Source organism: Streptomyces sp. NPDC037271, from assembly GCF_055603605.1.
This window is the reverse complement of the sequence record NZ_JBVJVN010000006.1, coordinates 81,701-98,500: the sequence shown is the minus strand read 5'-3', so window position 1 is coordinate 98,500 and position 16,800 is coordinate 81,701. Positions and strand designations below refer to the sequence as shown.

General features: G+C 71.0%; 22 protein-coding genes. 15 read left to right on the top strand and 7 right to left on the bottom strand.

The genetic code is table 11. The features are described 5' to 3' along the window. Positions 1–210 precede the first annotated feature (210 nt). Entirely contained in the window at positions 211–963 is a 753-nt protein-coding gene (locus ACZ7G3_RS13890; RefSeq protein WP_470925553.1) for a Clp protease N-terminal domain-containing protein, read from the bottom strand. Positions 964–1,063: 100 nt separating this feature from the next. Here ACZ7G3_RS13890 and ACZ7G3_RS13885 point away from each other — a divergent pair, with 100 nt between their 5' ends. Continuing rightward, positions 1,064–2,203: a DUF2786 domain-containing protein gene (locus ACZ7G3_RS13885; protein ID WP_470925551.1), complete on the top strand. Its 1,140-nt coding sequence runs from the start codon at positions 1,064–1,066 to the stop codon at positions 2,201–2,203. Between the two features lie 228 nt (positions 2,204–2,431). Here the strand turns inward: ACZ7G3_RS13885 and ACZ7G3_RS13880 are convergent, their stop codons facing one another. From ACZ7G3_RS13880 to rpmB, 3 genes are all read right to left on the bottom strand, one after another. After that, complete coding sequence (locus ACZ7G3_RS13880; protein WP_470925549.1) at positions 2,432–2,956, bottom strand: hypothetical protein; 525 nt, start codon at positions 2,954–2,956, stop codon at positions 2,432–2,434. 220 nt (positions 2,957–3,176) lie between these two features. Beyond that, positions 3,177–3,482: a 30S ribosomal protein S14 gene (gene rpsN / locus ACZ7G3_RS13875; protein WP_470925548.1), complete on the bottom strand. Its 306-nt coding sequence runs from the start codon at positions 3,480–3,482 to the stop codon at positions 3,177–3,179. A 15-nt stretch (positions 3,483–3,497) separates the two neighbouring features. After that, positions 3,498–3,734 carry a 50S ribosomal protein L28 gene (gene rpmB / locus ACZ7G3_RS13870; RefSeq protein WP_426601279.1) on the bottom strand — a complete coding sequence of 79 codons (237 nt, stop codon included), beginning with the start codon at positions 3,732–3,734 and terminating at the stop codon, positions 3,498–3,500. Between the two features lie 73 nt (positions 3,735–3,807). On the opposite strand from rpmB, the gene rpmG reads away from it, so the two are divergent. From rpmG to ACZ7G3_RS13845, 5 genes are all read left to right on the top strand, one after another. Beyond that, positions 3,808–3,972 carry a 50S ribosomal protein L33 gene (gene rpmG, locus ACZ7G3_RS13865; RefSeq protein WP_044382365.1) on the top strand — a complete coding sequence of 55 codons (165 nt, stop codon included), beginning with the start codon at positions 3,808–3,810 and terminating at the stop codon, positions 3,970–3,972. 6 nt (positions 3,973–3,978) lie between these two features. Beyond that, a complete protein-coding gene (locus tag ACZ7G3_RS13860; protein WP_470925546.1) occupies positions 3,979–4,233 on the top strand; it encodes a type B 50S ribosomal protein L31 in 255 nt (84 codons plus the stop codon). Beyond that, positions 4,230–5,513: a CobW family GTP-binding protein gene (locus ACZ7G3_RS13855; protein ID WP_470925544.1), complete on the top strand. Its 1,284-nt coding sequence runs from the start codon at positions 4,230–4,232 to the stop codon at positions 5,511–5,513. Before ACZ7G3_RS13860 ends, ACZ7G3_RS13855 begins: the two co-directional genes overlap by 4 nt. A 5-nt stretch (positions 5,514–5,518) precedes the next feature. Further along, a complete protein-coding gene (rpsR, locus tag ACZ7G3_RS13850) occupies positions 5,519–5,764 on the top strand; it encodes a 30S ribosomal protein S18 (RefSeq protein WP_426601276.1) in 246 nt (81 codons plus the stop codon). Positions 5,765–6,055: 291 nt separating this feature from the next. Continuing rightward, complete coding sequence (locus ACZ7G3_RS13845) at positions 6,056–6,298, top strand: DUF397 domain-containing protein (RefSeq protein WP_279564253.1); 243 nt, start codon at positions 6,056–6,058, stop codon at positions 6,296–6,298. Between the two features lie 232 nt (positions 6,299–6,530). On the opposite strand, the gene ACZ7G3_RS13840 is transcribed toward ACZ7G3_RS13845, so the two are convergent. Further along, on the bottom strand, positions 6,531–7,055 hold the full coding sequence (locus ACZ7G3_RS13840; RefSeq protein ID WP_470925541.1) for an ATP-binding protein: 525 nt from the start codon (positions 7,053–7,055) through the stop codon (positions 6,531–6,533). Between the two features lie 356 nt (positions 7,056–7,411). Here ACZ7G3_RS13840 and ACZ7G3_RS13835 point away from each other — a divergent pair, with 356 nt between their 5' ends. The 6 genes from ACZ7G3_RS13835 to ACZ7G3_RS13810 all read left to right on the top strand — a co-directional run bounded on the left by ACZ7G3_RS13835 (position 7,412) and on the right by ACZ7G3_RS13810 (position 12,951). Continuing rightward, entirely contained in the window at positions 7,412–8,236 is an 825-nt protein-coding gene (locus tag ACZ7G3_RS13835) for a helix-turn-helix domain-containing protein (protein ID WP_426601330.1), read from the top strand. 74 nt (positions 8,237–8,310) lie between these two features. Beyond that, a complete protein-coding gene (locus tag ACZ7G3_RS13830) occupies positions 8,311–9,771 on the top strand; it encodes an aldehyde dehydrogenase family protein (RefSeq protein ID WP_470925539.1) in 1,461 nt (486 codons plus the stop codon). Positions 9,772–9,879: 108 nt separating this feature from the next. Further along, complete coding sequence (locus ACZ7G3_RS13825) at positions 9,880–10,428, top strand: DinB family protein (RefSeq protein WP_470925537.1); 549 nt, start codon at positions 9,880–9,882, stop codon at positions 10,426–10,428. Between the two features lie 24 nt (positions 10,429–10,452). Continuing rightward, entirely contained in the window at positions 10,453–11,094 is a 642-nt protein-coding gene (locus ACZ7G3_RS13820) for a PadR family transcriptional regulator (RefSeq protein WP_470925535.1), read from the top strand. Between the two features lie 109 nt (positions 11,095–11,203). After that, positions 11,204–12,145, top strand: coding sequence for an ATP-binding cassette domain-containing protein (locus tag ACZ7G3_RS13815; protein ID WP_470925533.1), 942 nt, complete (start codon positions 11,204–11,206; stop codon positions 12,143–12,145). A 47-nt stretch (positions 12,146–12,192) separates the two neighbouring features. Then, on the top strand, positions 12,193–12,951 hold the full coding sequence (locus ACZ7G3_RS13810) for an ABC transporter permease (protein ID WP_470925800.1): 759 nt from the start codon (positions 12,193–12,195) through the stop codon (positions 12,949–12,951). 11 nt (positions 12,952–12,962) lie between these two features. Here the strand turns inward: ACZ7G3_RS13810 and ACZ7G3_RS13805 are convergent, their stop codons facing one another. Continuing rightward, positions 12,963–13,274, bottom strand: a complete 312-nt coding sequence (locus tag ACZ7G3_RS13805; RefSeq protein ID WP_470925531.1) for a hypothetical protein — start codon at positions 13,272–13,274, stop codon at positions 12,963–12,965. 434 nt (positions 13,275–13,708) lie between these two features. On the opposite strand from ACZ7G3_RS13805, the gene ACZ7G3_RS13800 reads away from it, so the two are divergent. After that, positions 13,709–14,503: a helix-turn-helix domain-containing protein gene (locus ACZ7G3_RS13800; RefSeq protein WP_426601269.1), complete on the top strand. Its 795-nt coding sequence runs from the start codon at positions 13,709–13,711 to the stop codon at positions 14,501–14,503. Continuing rightward, the gene (locus ACZ7G3_RS13795) at positions 14,496–14,717 is read left to right on the top strand and encodes a DUF397 domain-containing protein (protein WP_426523872.1); all 222 of its coding nucleotides are present in this window, start codon (positions 14,496–14,498) and stop codon (positions 14,715–14,717) included. The genes ACZ7G3_RS13800 and ACZ7G3_RS13795 overlap by 8 nt, the downstream gene beginning before the upstream one ends. 153 nt (positions 14,718–14,870) lie before the next feature. On the opposite strand, the gene ACZ7G3_RS13790 is transcribed toward ACZ7G3_RS13795, so the two are convergent. Beyond that, a complete protein-coding gene (locus tag ACZ7G3_RS13790) occupies positions 14,871–15,710 on the bottom strand; it encodes a lysostaphin resistance A-like protein (RefSeq protein WP_470925526.1) in 840 nt (279 codons plus the stop codon). A 248-nt stretch (positions 15,711–15,958) separates the two neighbouring features. Here ACZ7G3_RS13790 and ACZ7G3_RS13785 point away from each other — a divergent pair, with 248 nt between their 5' ends. Next, complete coding sequence (locus ACZ7G3_RS13785; RefSeq protein WP_470925523.1) at positions 15,959–16,720, top strand: MerR family transcriptional regulator; 762 nt, start codon at positions 15,959–15,961, stop codon at positions 16,718–16,720. The last annotated feature ends 80 nt before the right edge of the window (positions 16,721–16,800 follow it).

The following is a 16,800-nucleotide window of genomic DNA, read 5'->3' as shown; positions in this document are numbered from 1 at the left end:
GGTGGCGGCCCTCGCTCTGGCCGGGGTCGCCGCGCCAGCCGTGGTCGGGGTCGCAGTCCTCGCCCTGGCCGGGGTCCCCGCCCTTGTTGTGGTCGGGGCTCAGGCCTTTCCTGCCCGGGGTCGCGCCCTTGCTGTGGCCGGGGTCGCGCCCTTGCTGTGGCCGGGGCTCAGTTCTCTTCTGCCCCGGCCTCAGCCTTCTCCTGCGGGGCCTCAGCCCTCTCCCTGCCCGGGCTCCTTCCCCTCGGTCATTTTGATGAACTCCGCCAGCGCCTCGGTGACATAGCGCTCGGTGGCCTCCTTGTCGAGGCCGAGCCCGCTGAGCACGCCCTCGCCGTGCTCGTGCTCCAGCAGGGCCAGCAGGATGTGCTCGGTGCCGATGTAGTTGTGGCCGAGGCGCAGGGCCTCGCGGAAGGTGAGTTCGAGGACCTTCTTGGCCGCGGGGCTGTAGGGCGCCGGTTCCGGGACCTCCGCGGCGGCGGGCGGGAGTGCCGCGGTCGCCGCCGCGTGGACCGCGTCGAGGGTCACGCCCTGCGCGGCGATCGCCTTGGCGGCGAGGCCCCCGTGTTCGGTGAGCAGGCCGAGGACGAGGTGTTCGGGCAGGCGCTCGGCGGAGCCGGCGGTTTTGGCCGAGTTCTGGGCGGCCATCACGACGCCGCGCGCGCGGGGGGTGTAGCGGCTGGCGCCCTGGCTCGCGTCCAGGTCGGCGGACTCCTTGGGCACGAACCGCTTCTGCGCCGCCTGCCGGGTGACGCCCATGCTCCTGCCGATGTCCGTCCAGGACGCGCCCGAACGACGGGCCTGGTCCACGAAGTGTCCGATGAGGTGATCGGCCACTTCGCCGAGGTGCTCGCCGGCGATGACGGCGTCCTGGAGCTGTTCGAGCGGCTCCGGGTGCACCTTCTTGATCGCGGTGATGAGTTCGTCGAGGCGTACGGATGACGTGATGCTCGGGTTCGTCGTCATGTGTCAACCGTAGGTTGCACCCCCTGTGCTGTCAACCGACGGTTGACAGTCATTTCCCGGCGTGTGAGAGCGGGCCGGGCGGCCGTGGCACCATCGCCGGGTGAGTACGCCCCGCACCGTCGACCGTGCCTTCGAGACCGCCCTGTACGACGCCGCAGACGACGCCCTCGACACCGCCGCCTCGCTGCTCGCGGCCGACCCGGCGGCCGACGCGGAACTCGCCCGGCGGGGTGAGGAGTTCGTGGCGACCGCCTGGCGGCGCGGCTGGCAGCCCGCCGACCTCGTACGGATCGTGCGGCGCGAGCTGGACGACGTCCACGTACGGCTGGTGGCGGCGCTGATCCGCGCCCAGGCCCCGCGGGACCGTCCGCGAGGCCCCCGCTGGGCCGCGCAGCTCGCCGACGTGCCGGGGCAGGCGCCGCCCCGCACCGACCGTTTCTCGCACGCCACGGCCGTACTGGAGCTGTACCGCCTGCTGCTGCGCCTGCCCGCCCTGGAGCCCTTGGAGGCGGGGGAGCCGGGTGAGGGGCTCCGCCGGGAGAGCCGGCCCGAGTCCCGCACCCTCGCCCGCATCCGCGCGCTGCTCGCCAAGGCGGAGGCGACCGGGTATCCGGAGGAGGCGGAGGCGCTCAGCGCGAAGGCGCAGGAGCTGATGGCCCGGCACAGCGTCGACGAGGCGCTGCTGTCGGCGCACGCGCCCTCCCCCGACGCCCCGGGGGCCTGCCGGATCGGGGTGGAGCCGCCGTACGAGCAGGCCAAGGCGGTGCTGCTGGACGCGGTGGCCGACGCCAACCACTGCCGGGCCGTGTGGAACGAACCCCTCGGCTTCTCCACCGTCGTCGGCTTCGAGGCCGACCTGGAGGCGGTCGAACTCCTCTACACCTCGCTGCTGGTGCAGGCCGAGGCGGCGATGGCGAAGGCGGAGGCGGCGCAGCGGGCCGGCGGGCGCAAGCGGACCAAGACCTTCCGTCAGTCGTTCCTCGCCGCCTACGCCCACCGCGCGGGCACCCGGCTCCGGGCAGTGGCGGAATCGGCCACCGCCGGGGCCGGCACGGCTGCCGACGTGGACCTCCTGCCGGTCCTCGCCTCCCGTGAGGTCGCGGTCACCGACCGCCTGGAGCGCATGTTCCCGGAGACGACGACGACCCGCCTGCGCGGCGCCGCCGACGCGGCGGGCTGGACGGAGGGGACCCGGGCGGCCGACCACGCCCGGGTCGGCCGCCGGCGACCACTGCCCTAGACGTCAGACGTCTCCCGGGCGAGGGCGCCCGTGCCGCGTTGACGGGCGCCCCTGCGTTTTCTGCGGCCGTGCATGCGTTTTCTGCGGCCGTGCGTTCGTTGTCTGCGGCAGTGCGTGCCTCGGCTGCGGTCGTGCGTGCCTCGGCTACGGCAGTGCGTGCGTCGGCTGCGGTCGTGCGTGCCTCGGCTACGGCAGTGCGTGCGTCGGCTGCGGCCGTCCGCGTTCCGTTCAGGATCCGAGACCGGCGGTCGGCAGACCGGGTGGTGGGGACCCGCCCTCCGACCTGGTGTACGTCTCCTTGCCGACGCCGCCCTGCCACGCCACCTTGAGTGATGCCCCGTCGACCGACTCGACGGTACCCGTCGCCCGGTCGTCGCTGCCGTCGGTGCACGTCAGGCGGATCGTCCGGGTGCCGGAGTCCTCGCCGGCGGTGCCACTGCACACGGTCCCGCCCGTGGCGAAGAGGGCGGCCTTGCCGCCGTTGACCATCAGCGCGACGGCCTGGCCGTCGGTGGTGGCCAGCCAACTGCCCTCCAGTTCGCCCGCGGTCGCGGACGGCGACCCGCCGCTGCCGCTGCCGCCGTCGCCGCTGCCACCGCCCGTGTCGGCGCTCGCGGTCGCGCTGGGCGCGGCCGAGGACCTGTCACCACCGCCCGTGCCACCGTCGTCGGAGTCACCTCCACCGGTGCAGGCGGTCAGCGTCAGCGCGCCCACCAGCCCGACGGCCACGGCGGCCACGGCGGCGGCCCGCACGGGCCGACGGGCCGTCCGCCGGCGCGGTTCGCGCGCACCTGCAGCCGTGCTTGCCGTACTCGCCGTGCTTGCCGTACTCGCCGTGCTTGCCGTACTCGCCGTGCTCTCCGCAGTCACCAACGTCACCGCAAGCTCCAAGCTGTAGCCGGACGGCCGGGTCGGACCCAGGACAGTGGCCCCAGGACAGCCGCAAGTTACCAGCAAGTCACGCCAGGGCGGCCTACCAGGACGACTTGCGGACTCCCGGCAGATGCCCGGCGTGTGCCTGCCCGCGCAGGTTCACCCGGGACAGCCCGAAGGCGCGGAAGTAGCCGCGCGGTCGACCGTCGATCTGGTCGCGGTTGCGTACGCGCGTGGGGCTCGCGTCGCGGGGCTGCCTGCGCAGTTCCTCCTGGGCGGCGAGCCGTTCGGCCGCCGTCGAGGACGGCTTGCGGATGATCTCCTTCAGTTCGGCCCGGCGCGCGGCGTACCGCGCGACGGTCTCCTGCCGCTGCTCGTTCTTCGCGATCTTGCTCTTCTTCGCCATCGGTCCCTCGGTCCTTCAGATCTTCACTCCGCGCGCGCGGATGCGCGCCACGGCCGCCTCGACGCCGATCGCGTCCACCGTCTTGATCGCCTTCGTGCTCAGCCGCAGCCGTACGTGCCGGCCCTCGCTCGGCAGCCAGTAGCGCTTGGTCTGGATGTTGGGGTCGAAGCGGCGGGAGGTCCGCCGGTGGGAGTGGGAGATGCGGTTGCCGAAGCCGGGCCGGGTGCCGGTCAGCATGCAGTGGGCGGACACGGTGACGTACCTCTCCTTCGGGTCGTACGACCCCTAGCTGTTAATGGAATTCATTTTCAGTAAGATGGCAGCCATGGCACGCAACGAACTCCGTCCGGTCATCAAACTCCGGTCCACCGCCGGGACCGGCTTCACCTACGTCACCCGCAAGAACCGCCGCAACGACCCGGACCGGCTGACCCTGCGCAAGTACGACCCGGTCGCCGGCCGCCACGTCGACTTCCGAGAGGAGCGCTGACCCGCCATGCGCAAGGGAATCCACCCCGAGTACCGTCCGGTCGTCTTCCGCGACCGCGCCGCGGACTACGCCTTCCTCACCCGCTCGACCATGACCAGCGAGCGCACCATCGAGTGGGAGGACGGCCACACCTATCCGGTCGTCGACGTCGAGATCTCGAACGTCAGCCACCCCTTCTACACCGGCACCGCCCGCGTCCTGGACACGGCCGGCCGCGTGGAGCGCTTCGAGCGGCGGTACGGGAAGCAGGGCGGGGCATGAGCGGGCCGGACCGCCCGGCCCTGCCGGTGGCGATCGTCGGCGGGCTGCACGCCGACGCCCGCAGGGCGGCCGTGGCCCGGCTGCTGAACGACGTGCCCGGCAGCGTCGTCCTCCACCACGACCTGGCGACGGCCACCGCGGGCACGGTCGTACGGACCGTCCGGGACGCCACCGGCATCCTGTCCGCCGGTGAGGCGCCCCTGGTCAACGACTGCGCCTGCTGCGCCCTGCGCGAGGACCTCGTCCCCGAGCTGGAGCGCCTCGCGGACTCCGGAGGCGTCCCGCTGGCGGTCGTCGAGCTGTGGGACTCCGTCGAGCCCAAGGCCATGGCGGAGGTGGTGACGGCCGGCGGCTTCACCGTCACCGGCGTGATCACCGCCGTAGACCCGGCGCTGGTACTGCCCTACCTCGGCAACGGCGACGACCTCGCCGAGGGCGGCCTCGCCGCCGCGGCCACCGACCAGCGCACCGTCGCCGACACCTTCGCGCGCCAGCTGGAGTACGCCCCCGTCCTCGCCCTCGTCGATTCCCCGCCCGGCTCCCCCGAGGCCGACGACGAGGACCGCGAACTGCTGGCCCAGCTGCATCCGACGGCCCGCCGGGTCCCGATCGGCCACGGTGACCCGGCGGGCGCACCCCCCGCGCCCTCACCCGCCTCCGGCCCCGTACCCGCCTCCGGCCCCGTACCCGCCTCCGGCCCCGTACCCGCCCCCGGCCCCGGTTCCGGCTCCGGACCCGCGTCCTCCGAACTGGCGCGGGCCGCCCTCGCGGGGTTCGACGTGGAGGCCGCGGCGGCGGCCCAGCACCCGGCCTGCGCCCTGCTGCCCGCCGAGGCCGACGCGCACGGCGTCGCCACCCTCGTCTGGCACCGGCGCCGCCCCTTCCACCCGGAGCGGCTGTACGCGGCGCTGGAGGACCTGACCTGCGCCGCCGCCCGCAGCCGGGGCCGGTTCTGGCTCGCCGGCAAGGGGGACACGCTGTTGCACTGGGACGCCGCGGGCGGGGCCCTGTGCGTGGAGAGCGCGGGGCCGTGGCTCGCGTCGCTGCCCGACGCCGCCTGGGAGCTGGTCCCTCCGGTGCGCCGCGCCGCCGCCGCGCTGGACTGGCACCCCGAGCACGGCGACCGCTGCCAGCACCTGGTCTTCACGTCCCCGGGCCTCGACCGCGACGGCCTGGAACGACTCCTGGAGTCCTGCCTGCTGACCGACGCCGAGTACGCCGCCGGGCAGGCCGCCTGGGAGCGGCTGCCGCCCGCCTTCGACACCCTCCTGGAGGTCTGAACCCCATGCCCCGCAAGAGCGACCGCAAGAGTGACGGCAGGTCTGCCAGGCAACGGCCCAACCCCTTGGACCAGGCCGGAGTGACGTACATCGACTACAAGGACACCGACCTGCTGCGGAAGTTCATCTCCGACCGCGGCAAGATCCGCAGCCGCCGCGTCACCCGCGTGACGTCCCAGCAGCAGCGGCAACTGGCCAGGGCGATCAAGAACGCGCGCGAGATGGCGCTGCTGCCGTACACCGCGCGCTGATCCGCGCCACCCCGCGCCGGGGGCTCGCTCTCACGAGCGGGCCCCCGGTTTGTTGCATGTTGATGCATGTTCTTGGAATGCGGGGGCATACGGGGAACGACTTGCTGGGAGCGGGCGTCAGAGAGAGCAAGGACTTCCGAGTTGAGCGGCCGTCAAGGCTGTAACCACGGGAGCACCGCGCGTGCACGTGCATTTGCTCATGCATCTGCACGAGGAACAGGGTTATGATCCGGATCAGTTGACCACAGCATCAATGGCCACATCAGCCAGTGCACCACCGGGGAGCGACCTGTGGACCACGACGTGTACAACGGCATGGCCGCCACGCAGCTGCACGACGCGGCCTGGCAGAAGAGCCGGCACAGCAACTCGCAGGGTTCCTGCGTGGAGTTCGCACGGCTGCCCGACGGTGCCGTGGCGGTGCGCAACTCCCGCTTTCCCGACGGTCCCGCGCTCGTCTACACGCGCGCCGAGATCGAGGCCATGCTGCTGGGCGTCAAGGACGGCGAGTTCGACCACCTGATCGCGAGCTGATCGCGAACCGGGCGAACTCGACAGCGAGCTAACCGCGACCTGACCGCGAAACCGATGGCGAACTGGGCGAACTGATCGCGAAACCGATGGCGAACTGGGCGAACTGATCGCGAGCCGGCCGCGAACCGGCCGCAAGCCGGCCGCGAACCGACCGCGCGTCAACGCGAGCCGCCACACCGGAGCCGCGGCGCGGAGCGGCGCCGCGCAACGGCGCCGCGGCTCGTCGTCACCGTCACTCGTAGACGGGCCGGTCCGTCATGTCGTCGGGCTTCCGGAGCCGGAACAGCGCCCAGACCACCTTGCCGTTGAGCGTCCCGGCGAGCGGGTGCCAGCCCCAGCTGTCGCTGAAGGAGTCGACGAGGAACAGCCCCCGGCCGGATTCCGCCGAGAAGTCGTCCGTCTCACGCGCCACCGGGCTGTCGTGGCTGGGGTCGCGCACCGCGCAGACCAGACGCTCGGTCCAGCGCATCAGATGCAGCCGGACGGGGCCGTTCTGCTCGCCGTGCCGCGGGGTGTCGGCGGGCAGCGCGTGCCGCAGGGCGTTGGTGACGAGTTCCGATACCACCAGGCAGACGTCGTCGAAACGGTCACCCGTGTCCCAGCCGTCGAGAGTTCTGCGGGTGAAATTCCGGGCCTCGCGCACCGCTTCGTAGCGCGGCGGCAGGGCACAGGAGGCGGCGTTGGACACGGCCGCGGGGTCGAGTGGCGGAAGGCCCTGCCGTAACGGCTCGAGCATGGTCGATCCATTCGTCCCCATGCGAGGCACTCCCGGGAATTCGCGGTCGTAGCGATGCGGCGCGGTGGTGCGGGACCATGGTTTCCGATGCGTACCGCAGATGCAAGGGCAGATGCACGTGCACGTGACCGAAATGGACCTGCCCGTACCGCTTGTTGGTCAATTTTTCCGCCTTCTTCGTCTCTCCTTCACCTCGCTCGGCGACCGCTTTCCGCCCCCTCCGTGCATGATCCTGCGCGCTCCCTCTGGCTCGATTCCGTTTCCGTAACCGGGCGAGTACTGCTCGGAGTGTTTTAGTGGCAGACTTCGGCACCTGGAGACGGTTGGGGAGGCTGGCGAAGGTGAGCGCGGGAGAACCCGGATCGGTGGTGCGGCGCATGCTGCTCGGATCACAGCTCAGGCGGCTGCGTGAGACGCGGGGGATCACGCGGGAGGCGGCGGGCTACTCGATCCGCGCCTCGGAATCGAAGATCAGCCGGATGGAGTTGGGCCGGGTGAGCTTCAAGACGAGGGACGTCGAGGACCTGCTGACGTTGTACGGCATCACGGACGAGCAGGAGCGCGCCTCGCTGCTGTCCCTGGCCAAGGAGGCCAACGTCGCCGGGTGGTGGCACAGTTACTCCGACGTCCTGCCCAGCTGGTTCCCCACCTACGTGGGCCTGGAGGGCGCGGCCGCACTCATCCGCGTGTACGAGGTGCAGTTCGTGCACGGCCTGCTCCAGACCGAGGAGTACGCCCGCGCGGTCGTCCGGCGCGGCATGAAGGGCGCCGGCGAGGCGGACGTCGAACGGCGGGTGGCGCTGCGCCTGGAGCGGCAGAAACACCTCGTCGCCGAGAACGCCCCCGAGTTCCACATCGTCCTGGACGAGGCCGCGCTGCGCCGCCCGTACGGCGACCGCGAGGTGATGCGCGGCCAGCTCCAGCACCTGATCGAGATGTCCGAACGCCCCAACGTACGGCTGCAGATCATGCCGTTCGGCTTCGGCGGGCACTCCGGCGAGAGTGGCGCGTTCACGATCCTCAGCTTCCCCGAGTCCGACCTGTCGGACGTCGTGTACCTGGAGCAGCTCACCAGCGCGCTGTACCTGGACAAGCCCGAGGACGTCACCCAGTACGAGACGGCGCTGAAGGAGCTCCAGCAGGACAGCCCGGGGCCGGACGAGAGCCGCGACCTCCTGCGGGGACTCCTCCAACTCTCCTGAAACATAAGTACGATGACGCTCAATCAGGCGGCTCGCTCGCGGCGGCTGCGGCAGCTAGGGGATTGAGGGATCACATGTCGTCGTACTTCACCGACCTCGCCCAGCAGTACATCGACGGCGAGTGGCGCCCGGGCACCGGCTCCTGGGACATCATCGACTTCAACCCGTACGACAACGAGAAGCTGGCCTCGATCACCATAGCCACCGTCGACGAGGTCGACACCGCCTACCGGGCGGCCGAGCGCGCGCAGAAGCAGTGGGCGGCGACGAACCCGTACGCGCGCCGCGCGGTGTTCGAGAAGGTGCTCCGCCTGGTCGAGGACCACGAGGCGGAGATCAGTGAGGCGATCACCGCGGAGCTGGGCGGCACCCGCCTGAAGGCCGCCTTCGAGCTGCACCTCGCCAAGGAGTTCCTGCGCGAGGCGGTGCACCTGTCGCTGGCGCCCGAGGGCAGGATCATCCCGTCCCCGGTCGACGGCAAGGAGAACCGCGTCTACCGGGTGCCGGTCGGTGTCGTGGGCGTCATCAGCCCCTTCAACTTCCCCTTCCTCCTCTCCCTGAAGTCGGTCGCCCCGGCCCTCGCCCTCGGCAACGCCGTCGTCCTCAAGCCGCACCAGAACACGCCGGTCGTCGGCGGCACCCTGATCGCGAAGCTCTTCGAGGACGCCGGCCTGCCGGGCGGCCTGCTCAACGTCGTCGTCACCGACATCGCGGAGATAGGCGACGCCTTCCTGGAGCACCCGGTCCCGAAGGTGATCTCCTTCACCGGCTCCGACACGGTCGGCCGCCACGTGGCCACCGTCTGCGCCGCGAACTTCAAGCGCTCGGTCCTCGAACTCGGCGGCAACAGCGCCCTGGTGGTCCTCGACGACGCCGACGTCGACTACGCGGTCGACGCCGCGGTCTTCAGCCGGTACGTCCACCAGGGCCAGGTCTGCATGGCCGCCAACCGTGTCCTGGTCGACCGCTCGGTCGCCGACGAGTTCACCGAGAAGTTCGTCGCCAAGGTGAAGACCCTCAAGGCCGGCGACCCGCGCGACCCGTCGACCGTCATCGGCCCGGTGATCAACTCCTCGCAGGCGGACGCCCTGTCCGGTGTCGTGGAGCAGGCGCTCGCCGAGGGCGCGACCGCCCTGGTGCGCGGCACGGCCACGGACAACCTCGTCGAGCCGTCGGTCCTGACCGGCCTGCCCGCCGACTCCGCCCTGCTGCGGCAGGAGGTCTTCGGCCCGGTCGCCTTCCTCGTTCCGTTCGACGGCGAGGAGGAGGCCGTACGCCTCGTCAACGACACGCCGTACGGCCTGAGCGGCGCCGTGCACACCGGGAACATCGAGCGCGGCGTCAACTTCGCCAAGCAGATCGACACCGGCATGTTCCACGTGAACGACGGGACCGTGCACGACGAGCCGATCGTGCCCTTCGGCGGCGAGAAGCACTCCGGCGTCGGCCGCCTCAACGGCGACACCATGCTGGACGCCTTCACCACACAGAAGTGGATCTCGGTGCAGCACGGCCGGAGCGGGTTCCCGTTCTGAGTCTCTCCTCTCCGGACGGGCCCTTGCGGACAGAGGCTGACCGCAAGGGCCCGTAGCTTCGTCGGTGTCGGGGGAAAGGCCCCCGGACCCGACGAAAGGCGGCCCGTCATGGTCACTCACGTGCGACCCGAAGCGCAGGGCGACGAGCGCGGAGCGCTGCTCTCCTTCCTGGCGGAGCAGCGCGGCGGCATCCGGCGCTCGGTGCTGGGCCTGACGGACGAGCAGGCGGCGTCCCGGCCCACCGCCGGTGAACTGTCCCTGGCCGGACTGATCAAGCACGTCGCCGAGGTCGAGCAGGGCTGGATCGCCCGCGCGAAGCAGGAGCCGCCGGCCGTCGCGCGGGACGAGTCGAACTGGCACGAGTGCTTCGTCCTGGTCGGCGACGAGACGGTCGCCTCGCAGCTGGCGTACTGGGAGAAGGTCGCCGCCGGGACGGAGGCGTTCGTCCGCTCGGTGTCCAGCCTCGACGACACCTTCCCGCTGCCGGACGATCCCTGGTTCCCGCCGGACGAGCGCGTCTCGATGCGCTGGCTCTGTCTGCACCTGATCCGGGAGACGGCCCGGCACGCAGGCCACGCCGACATCATCCGCGAATCGCTGGACGGCGCCTCGGCCTGGGACCTGATGGCGAAGGAGCAGGGCAGCTCCTCCGGATGACCGGTCGCGGCCTAACCTGGGCCCATGTCAGTGATCCGTCTCCTCGTGCTCGGAGCGGTCCGCCAGCACGGGCGGGCCCACGGTTACCAGGTGCGCAACGACCTGGAGTACTGGGGCGCGCACGAGTGGTCCAACGCCAAGCCCGGTTCGATCTACCACGCGCTGAAGCAGATGGCCAAGCAGGGCCTGCTGCACGCCCACGAGATCGCCCCGTCGACCGCCGGCGGCCCGCCGCGCACGGAGTACGAGATCACGGAGCGGGGCGCGGAGGAGTACTTCGGCCTCCTCCGCGCGTCCCTCACCGCCTACGACCAGAAGCCGGACGTGCTCTCCGCGGGACTCGGCCTGATGGTCGACCTGGAGCGCGAGGAGGTGCTCGCCCTCCTGGAGGAGCGGGTCCGGGCCATCCGGCAGTGGCGCAAGTCCGTCACCGAGTACTACACGCCCGAGGCCGGCCCCGGGCAGCTCGGCCACATCGGCGAGATCATGAACCTCTGGGTGCACTCCGCCGACACCGGCGCCGAGTGGACCCGCGCGCTCATCGAGCGCATCCGCGGCGGCGCGTACACGTTCGCCGGGGAGGGCGAGCCGTTCGTCGGCGTCCTGGGGGAGGGCGAGCAGAACCCGTACGCGACGCGGGAGCGGCACTCCGAAGACCGCGACTGACCGGCAACGGAGGCCGGTCGGAAAACTTCGGCTAATCAAGTTTGACTAAACCCTTCGACGGGGATACGGTCCTGGGCAAGTAGTCAAGTTTGACTAACCGGGAGGTGCAGTGGCCGACGCAGCGATCACCGTCGAACGGGCACGCAAGAGGTACGGCAGCAAGAACGCGCTGGACGGACTCGACCTCACGGTCACGCGCGGCACGGTGCACGGCGTACTGGGTCCCAACGGCGCGGGCAAGACGACGCTCGTCCGGGTCCTGTCGACCCTGCTGCGGCCCGACGCGGGCCGGGTCGCGGTGGCCGGGCACGACGTCGTGACCGACCCGTACGCCGTACGGCTGCGCATCGGCCTGCTCGGCCAGCACGCGGCGCTCGACGAGGAACTCGGCGGCCGGCAGAACCTGGAGATGTTCGGCCGCCTCCACCACCTGGGCGCCCGGCGGGCACGCGCGCGTGCCGACGAACTCCTGGCGCGCTTCGACCTCACGGACACGGGACGCAAGCCGGTCAGCGCCTACAGCGGAGGCATGCGGCGCCGCCTGGACCTCGCCGCGTCCCTGATCACCGAACCGGAGGTGCTCTTCCTGGACGAACCGACCACCGGCCTCGACCCGCGCGGCCGCGCCGAGGTGTGGGACTCGGTCCGCTCCCTGGTCGGCGGCGGCACGACGGTACTCCTGACCACCCAGTACCTGGAGGAGGCCGACCAGCTCGCCGACCGCATCTCGGTCGTCGACGCCGGCCGGGTGGTCGCCGACGGCACGGCGGACGAACTGAAGGCCGCCACCGGCGGCGACCGCGTCGACGTCGTCCTGCGCGACGCCGGCCGACTGGGCGCCGCGGCCGCCCTGCTGCCGCTCACCGGCGTCCGCGTCGACCCCGACCGCCGGCTGCTCAGCGCGCCGGTAACCGACCGCATGGCGGCGCTCTCCGGCGTCGTACGGGCGCTGGAGGAGGCCGGTCTGGAAGCGGAGGACGTGGCCCTGCGCCGCCCGACCCTGGACGAGGTGTTCCTGCACCTCACCGACCGCACGAAGGAGACCGTGTGAGCATCAGCGTGAGTACCGGAACCAGCACGAACACCGGCACGACCCCCATGGCGCACGCCCTGACCGACTCGTGGACCATGACCCTCCGGGAGCTGGCCCGCTGGGGGCGGCAGCCGGTCACGGTCGTCGTCAACCTGGTCTTCCCGGTCATGCTGCTGCTGATGTTCGGCTACCTGGTCGGCGGCGGCCGGGGCGTGAGCGGCGACTACGTCGACTATCTGGTACCCGGCATGCTGGCCCTCACCATGGCCTTCGGCCTGGAGGGCACGATGATCGCCGTCACCCGGGATCTCGACAAGGGTGTCGTCGACCGCTTCCGCTCGCTGCCGATGGCCAACGGGGCGGTCCTGGTGGGCCGTTCGGTCGCCGACATGCTCCAGTCGGCGCTCGGTCTCACCGTGCTGATCTCGGTCGGGTACGCGCTCGGCTGGCGGGCCGACGGCGGTCCGGGTGCCTTCCTGGGCGCGGTGGGCCTGCTGCTGCTCTTCCGGTTCGCCATGCTGTGGATCGGCATTTTCCTGGCCCTGGTGGCGGGCAAGCCCGAAATGGTGCAGGCGGTGCAGATCCTGGTCTGGCCGGTCGGCTTCCTCTCCAACGCCTTCGCCACGCCCGACTCCATGCCCGGCTGGCTGGGCACGGTCGTCGAGTGGAACCCGATGTCCCAGACCGCCACGGCCGTCCGCGACCTCTTCGGCGGCCCCGGCGGCGAGTCCGGCCACGTATGGGCGGCGATCGCCTGGCCCCTGGCCCTGCTCGCGGTGTTCTTCCCGCTGGCGGTGGGGAGGTTCGCGCGGCTCAGCCGGTGAGCGCGGGGACGTCAGCGCCCCGCCCTGGCGTCCGCGTGCGCGAGGAGCCGGGCACCTCTGCTCTCCGCGATCCGCCTCACGTCGGTCAGGGCCTCGCTCATGCGGGCAAGGACGTAGCGGAGCTGTCCGGACGTCACGTCCGGGTCGTCCAGCATGTCGGCCACGTGGTCGAGGAGGTCGCCGGCCATGCCGAGTTGGACGCTTTCGACGGTGTCGGCGGCTCGGGAGAGCGGGCCGCTGCCGTCGGTCAGGAGATAGCAGGGCTTTCCCTCGGGTCCTGCCCAGGGCAGGAGTCGGGCGGGGGTGGGGGCGTGGTGTGTCATGCGGTCAGTCCCAGGCAGTGCGTCGGGTACGGGCGCGGGGGCAGGTGGACCCCCTGTGGGGCGATCAGCAGGGAACGGCGTCGGGCTTGTCGACGCCGTTCCTGTTCTCGGCGCTCGTGCGCGATGACGTAGGGGCGAACGAGGTTGTGGTCCTCACCGCGAAGAGGACGTGTGCCGAACTGCCGTGGGGCCGGGCCCTCGACGGGCGGGAGCGGAGGGTCGTATCCGTCCCGTGCGTCGAGCCGGCGTCGTCCCGTACCAGGGGCGACAAGGCTGAGCAGTGGTTCCAAGAGGCGGGCGATGAGACCGAGCATGTATGACTCCGTGACCGATGTCGCGTTCTGTAGCGATCGACATACAGAGTGAGACGGTCGGGATTAGGCTCGCCAGGGGGCTGGTAGTGACAGCGCATTTGTCACAAAGGAGTTGATCTCGTGGGCACCAACTACGGCGACTGGCTCAAGGAGCAGCGCGAGGCGGCGGGGCTGACGCAGCAGCAGTTGGCCGAGGCGGCGGTCATGACTCGAACGCACATCGCGCATATCGAGGCGGGACGCCGGGTCCCGTCGCGGGAGGACGCACGACGGCTGGACAACGCGTTGGGCACGGGGAATGTGCTGAGCAGTTTCCTGCCACAGAACGATCGCGCAGTCGCCGACCACTTCGAAGCGGCGCGAGCGTTCGAGCAGCAAGCCACGATGATCCGTGAGTTCGCTCTGTCCTATGTGCCAGGCATCCTCCAAACGGAAAGGTACATGCGTGCGGTTCTGGGCGTTGCCTTCCCTCCTCTGGGGGAAGAGGAATGTGACAGGGCCGTTGTCACACGGCTGGAGCGGGCGGAGATCCTGGCAGATCCGGTGACGCCCGTAGTGTGGGCCCTGCTGGATGAGGCCGTGCTGCGTCGGCCGGTTGGTGGGGCGGAAGTCATGGCGGAGCAGATCATGCACGTTGTTCGCTTGGCCGAGGCGAATCGCGTCCGTGTGCACGTGATGCCCTTCGGCCTGGGTGCCCACCCGCTGCTGCAAAACATGCTGACCCTCATGGGGTTCGAAGACCAGCCGCCAGTGGCCTACGTCGAGGGTTTGCACACGGGCGTAGTGCATGATTCCCCGGCGATGGTCGAGCGGTTCCGGGACACTTACGATCTTGCGCTGGGTGACGCCCTGCCTCAGCGTGAGTCACTGGCCCTCATGAGAGCGACAGCGAAGGACTACGGACACCATGACTGAGCACAGCATGCCGGATGCGTCCATAGCGACCGGGTGGCGCACATCGTCGTACAGCGGGCCCGACCAGGGCAGCTGTCTTGAGGTGTTGGACCGCTTTCCCTCTGGCGTCCCCGTACGCGACTCGAAGAACCCCCACGGCCCCGCGGTAATCGTCCCCGCCCCGGCCTGGTCGGCCTTCGTCACGGCGGTCAGGAGCGGCGAGTTCCCCTCCTGACCGCCCGCTGACGTACGCGGTCGATCGCGTCCGGGGCCCGGCCCTTGACGCGCCGGTCGACGATTGGCTCATGTCCAGCGCGCAGGGTACGAGAATCTCGCCACCGCTCGTAGGTGAGCGGGGCGAGATCTCGTGGTCGGAGGGCACCGGGTGTCAGCGGTGCCCGCGGCGCATGGGTATCAGGTTGCCGCGCCGGTGGGCGGCGATGAGCATGGGGATCGCGATCAGCACGCTGATGATGACGGGCACGATCGACGCCTCCAGGCCGAAGTCTCCGCCGGTCACCAGGTCGGGGCCGGTCGGAGTGGTGGTCATCAGGCCCTCCGAGGCGTGGCCGGAGACGGGGATGCCGATCAGGCCCAGGGCGGTGTTCCAGGCGAAGTGCAGGCCCACGACGAACCAGATGTTGCGCGTCCACAGGAACGCGGCTCCGAGGAGGACGCCGGCCTCGATGGCGATCGCGGTCGAACTCCACAGTGTGGCGCCCGGGTTGGCCGCGTGCAGTCCGCCGAACAGCGCCGCGGTGAGCGCCAGGGCCGCCCAGCTGCCGCACAGCTTCTCCAGTGCCTGGAGGGCGAGGCCGCGGAAGAGCAGTTCCTCGGTCACGGCGGCGCCGACCTGCATCGCGGCCATGCTCGCCACGATCGACAGGCCGTTACCGGGCCGCTCGTCGAACGAGAACTCGGTGAGGAGCGTGAGCATCGACACGGTGATGAGAACGAAGCCGATCGCGACACCGGACAACGCCTGGACCACGGACCCCGACTTCGCGATCTCCGGTACGTCCCGCCCGGCGACGTGGCGCATGACCGCCCAGTAGATGACAACCGCCACGGCCGCACCCACGACGGCGACCACCCCGCCCACCGCGACCAGGCTGGACGCCAGGCCCACACCCACGATCCCGGTCAGCATCCAGCCGAGGGGAGACCGGAAGAAGCGGCCGGCCTTTTGGCGTGTGGGCTGGGGCAACGCGATGCGCGTCGTACTCATGGTGACCTCCGTAGGGCATCCGCCGCGCGCCTTCCGCGACCTGCCAAGAACGCTACGAGAATGCCGACTCCTGCGAATCACCCCCGAGTGGACAGCTCCGGGTAGCTCCGACGGGGGACACGGGGGACACCGGCGCCGGACGCCGCGCAAGGCGGGGCAGTCACGGTCCGGCACCCGGGACCGCACCGGACTTGCACCTCACGTCACGTGAGGAGGCACCGTGAAGGGCGTCAGAGAAGGGAGCGGAAGTGAGCTACTCCGTGGGACAGGTCGCCGGCTTCGCCGGAGTGACGGTGCGCACCCTGCACCACTACGACGACATCGGCCTGCTCGTACCGAGCGAGCGCAGCCACGCGGGCCACCGGCGCTACGGTGACGCGGACCTCGACCGGCTGCAGCAGATCCTGTTCTACCGGGAGCTCGGCTTCCCGCTCGACGAGGTCGCCGTCCTGCTCGACGACCCGGCCGCGGACCCGCGCGCGCACCTGCGCCGCCAGCACGAGCTGCTGACCGCCCGGATCAAGAGGCTGGAGGAGATGGCGGCGGCCGTGGAGCACGCCATGGAGGCACGCAGCATGGGCATCAACCTCACGCCCGAGGAGAAGTTCGAGGTCTTCGGCGACTTCGACCCCGACCAGTACGAGGAGGAGGTCCAGGAGCGCTGGGGCGACACCGACGCCTACCGCCAGTCCAAGGAGAAGACCGCCTCGTACACCAAGGAGGACTGGCAGCGCATCCAGAACGAGGCCGACGAGCTGACCCGGCGCTTCGTCGCCCTGATGGACGCCGGTGAGCCCGCCGACTCCGAGGCGGCCATGGACACCGCCGAGGACCACCGGCAGGGGATCGCCCGCAACCACTACGACTGCGGGTACGAGATGCACACCTGCCTGGGCGAGATGTACGTCTCGGACGAACGTTTCACGCGAAACATCGACGCCGCGAGGCCAGGCCTCGCCGCCTACATGCGCGACGCGATCCTCGCCAACGCCGTCCGGCACACCCCCTGAGCGGTGGGGGGGGGGGGGGGGGGGGGGGGGGGGGGGGGGGGGGGGGGGGGGGGGGGGGGGGGGGAGGGGGGGGGGGGGGG

Coding starts and splice junctions, on each gene's coding strand:
- ACZ7G3_RS13805 (WP_470925531.1), bottom strand. CDS start 13,274: ATGACACACCACGCCCCCACCCCCGCCCGACTCCTGCCCTGGGCAGGA.
- ACZ7G3_RS13835 (WP_426601330.1), top strand. CDS start 7,412: ATGCTGCTCGGATCACAGCTCAGGCGGCTGCGTGAGACGCGGGGGATC.
- ACZ7G3_RS13825 (WP_470925537.1), top strand. CDS start 9,880: ATGGTCACTCACGTGCGACCCGAAGCGCAGGGCGACGAGCGCGGAGCG.
- ACZ7G3_RS13830 (WP_470925539.1), top strand. CDS start 8,311: ATGTCGTCGTACTTCACCGACCTCGCCCAGCAGTACATCGACGGCGAG.
- ACZ7G3_RS13810 (WP_470925800.1), top strand. CDS start 12,193: ATGGCGCACGCCCTGACCGACTCGTGGACCATGACCCTCCGGGAGCTG.
- ACZ7G3_RS13840 (WP_470925541.1), bottom strand. CDS start 7,055: ATGGGGACGAATGGATCGACCATGCTCGAGCCGTTACGGCAGGGCCTT.
- ACZ7G3_RS13795 (WP_426523872.1), top strand. CDS start 14,496: ATGACTGAGCACAGCATGCCGGATGCGTCCATAGCGACCGGGTGGCGC.
- rpsN (WP_470925548.1), bottom strand. CDS start 3,482: ATGGCGAAGAAGAGCAAGATCGCGAAGAACGAGCAGCGGCAGGAGACC.
- ACZ7G3_RS13860 (WP_470925546.1), top strand. CDS start 3,979: ATGCGCAAGGGAATCCACCCCGAGTACCGTCCGGTCGTCTTCCGCGAC.
- rpsR (WP_426601276.1), top strand. CDS start 5,519: ATGCCCCGCAAGAGCGACCGCAAGAGTGACGGCAGGTCTGCCAGGCAA.
- ACZ7G3_RS13890 (WP_470925553.1), bottom strand. CDS start 963: ATGACGACGAACCCGAGCATCACGTCATCCGTACGCCTCGACGAACTC.
- ACZ7G3_RS13855 (WP_470925544.1), top strand. CDS start 4,230: ATGAGCGGGCCGGACCGCCCGGCCCTGCCGGTGGCGATCGTCGGCGGG.
- ACZ7G3_RS13820 (WP_470925535.1), top strand. CDS start 10,453: ATGTCAGTGATCCGTCTCCTCGTGCTCGGAGCGGTCCGCCAGCACGGG.
- ACZ7G3_RS13790 (WP_470925526.1), bottom strand. CDS start 15,710: ATGAGTACGACGCGCATCGCGTTGCCCCAGCCCACACGCCAAAAGGCC.
- rpmG (WP_044382365.1), top strand. CDS start 3,808: ATGGCACGCAACGAACTCCGTCCGGTCATCAAACTCCGGTCCACCGCC.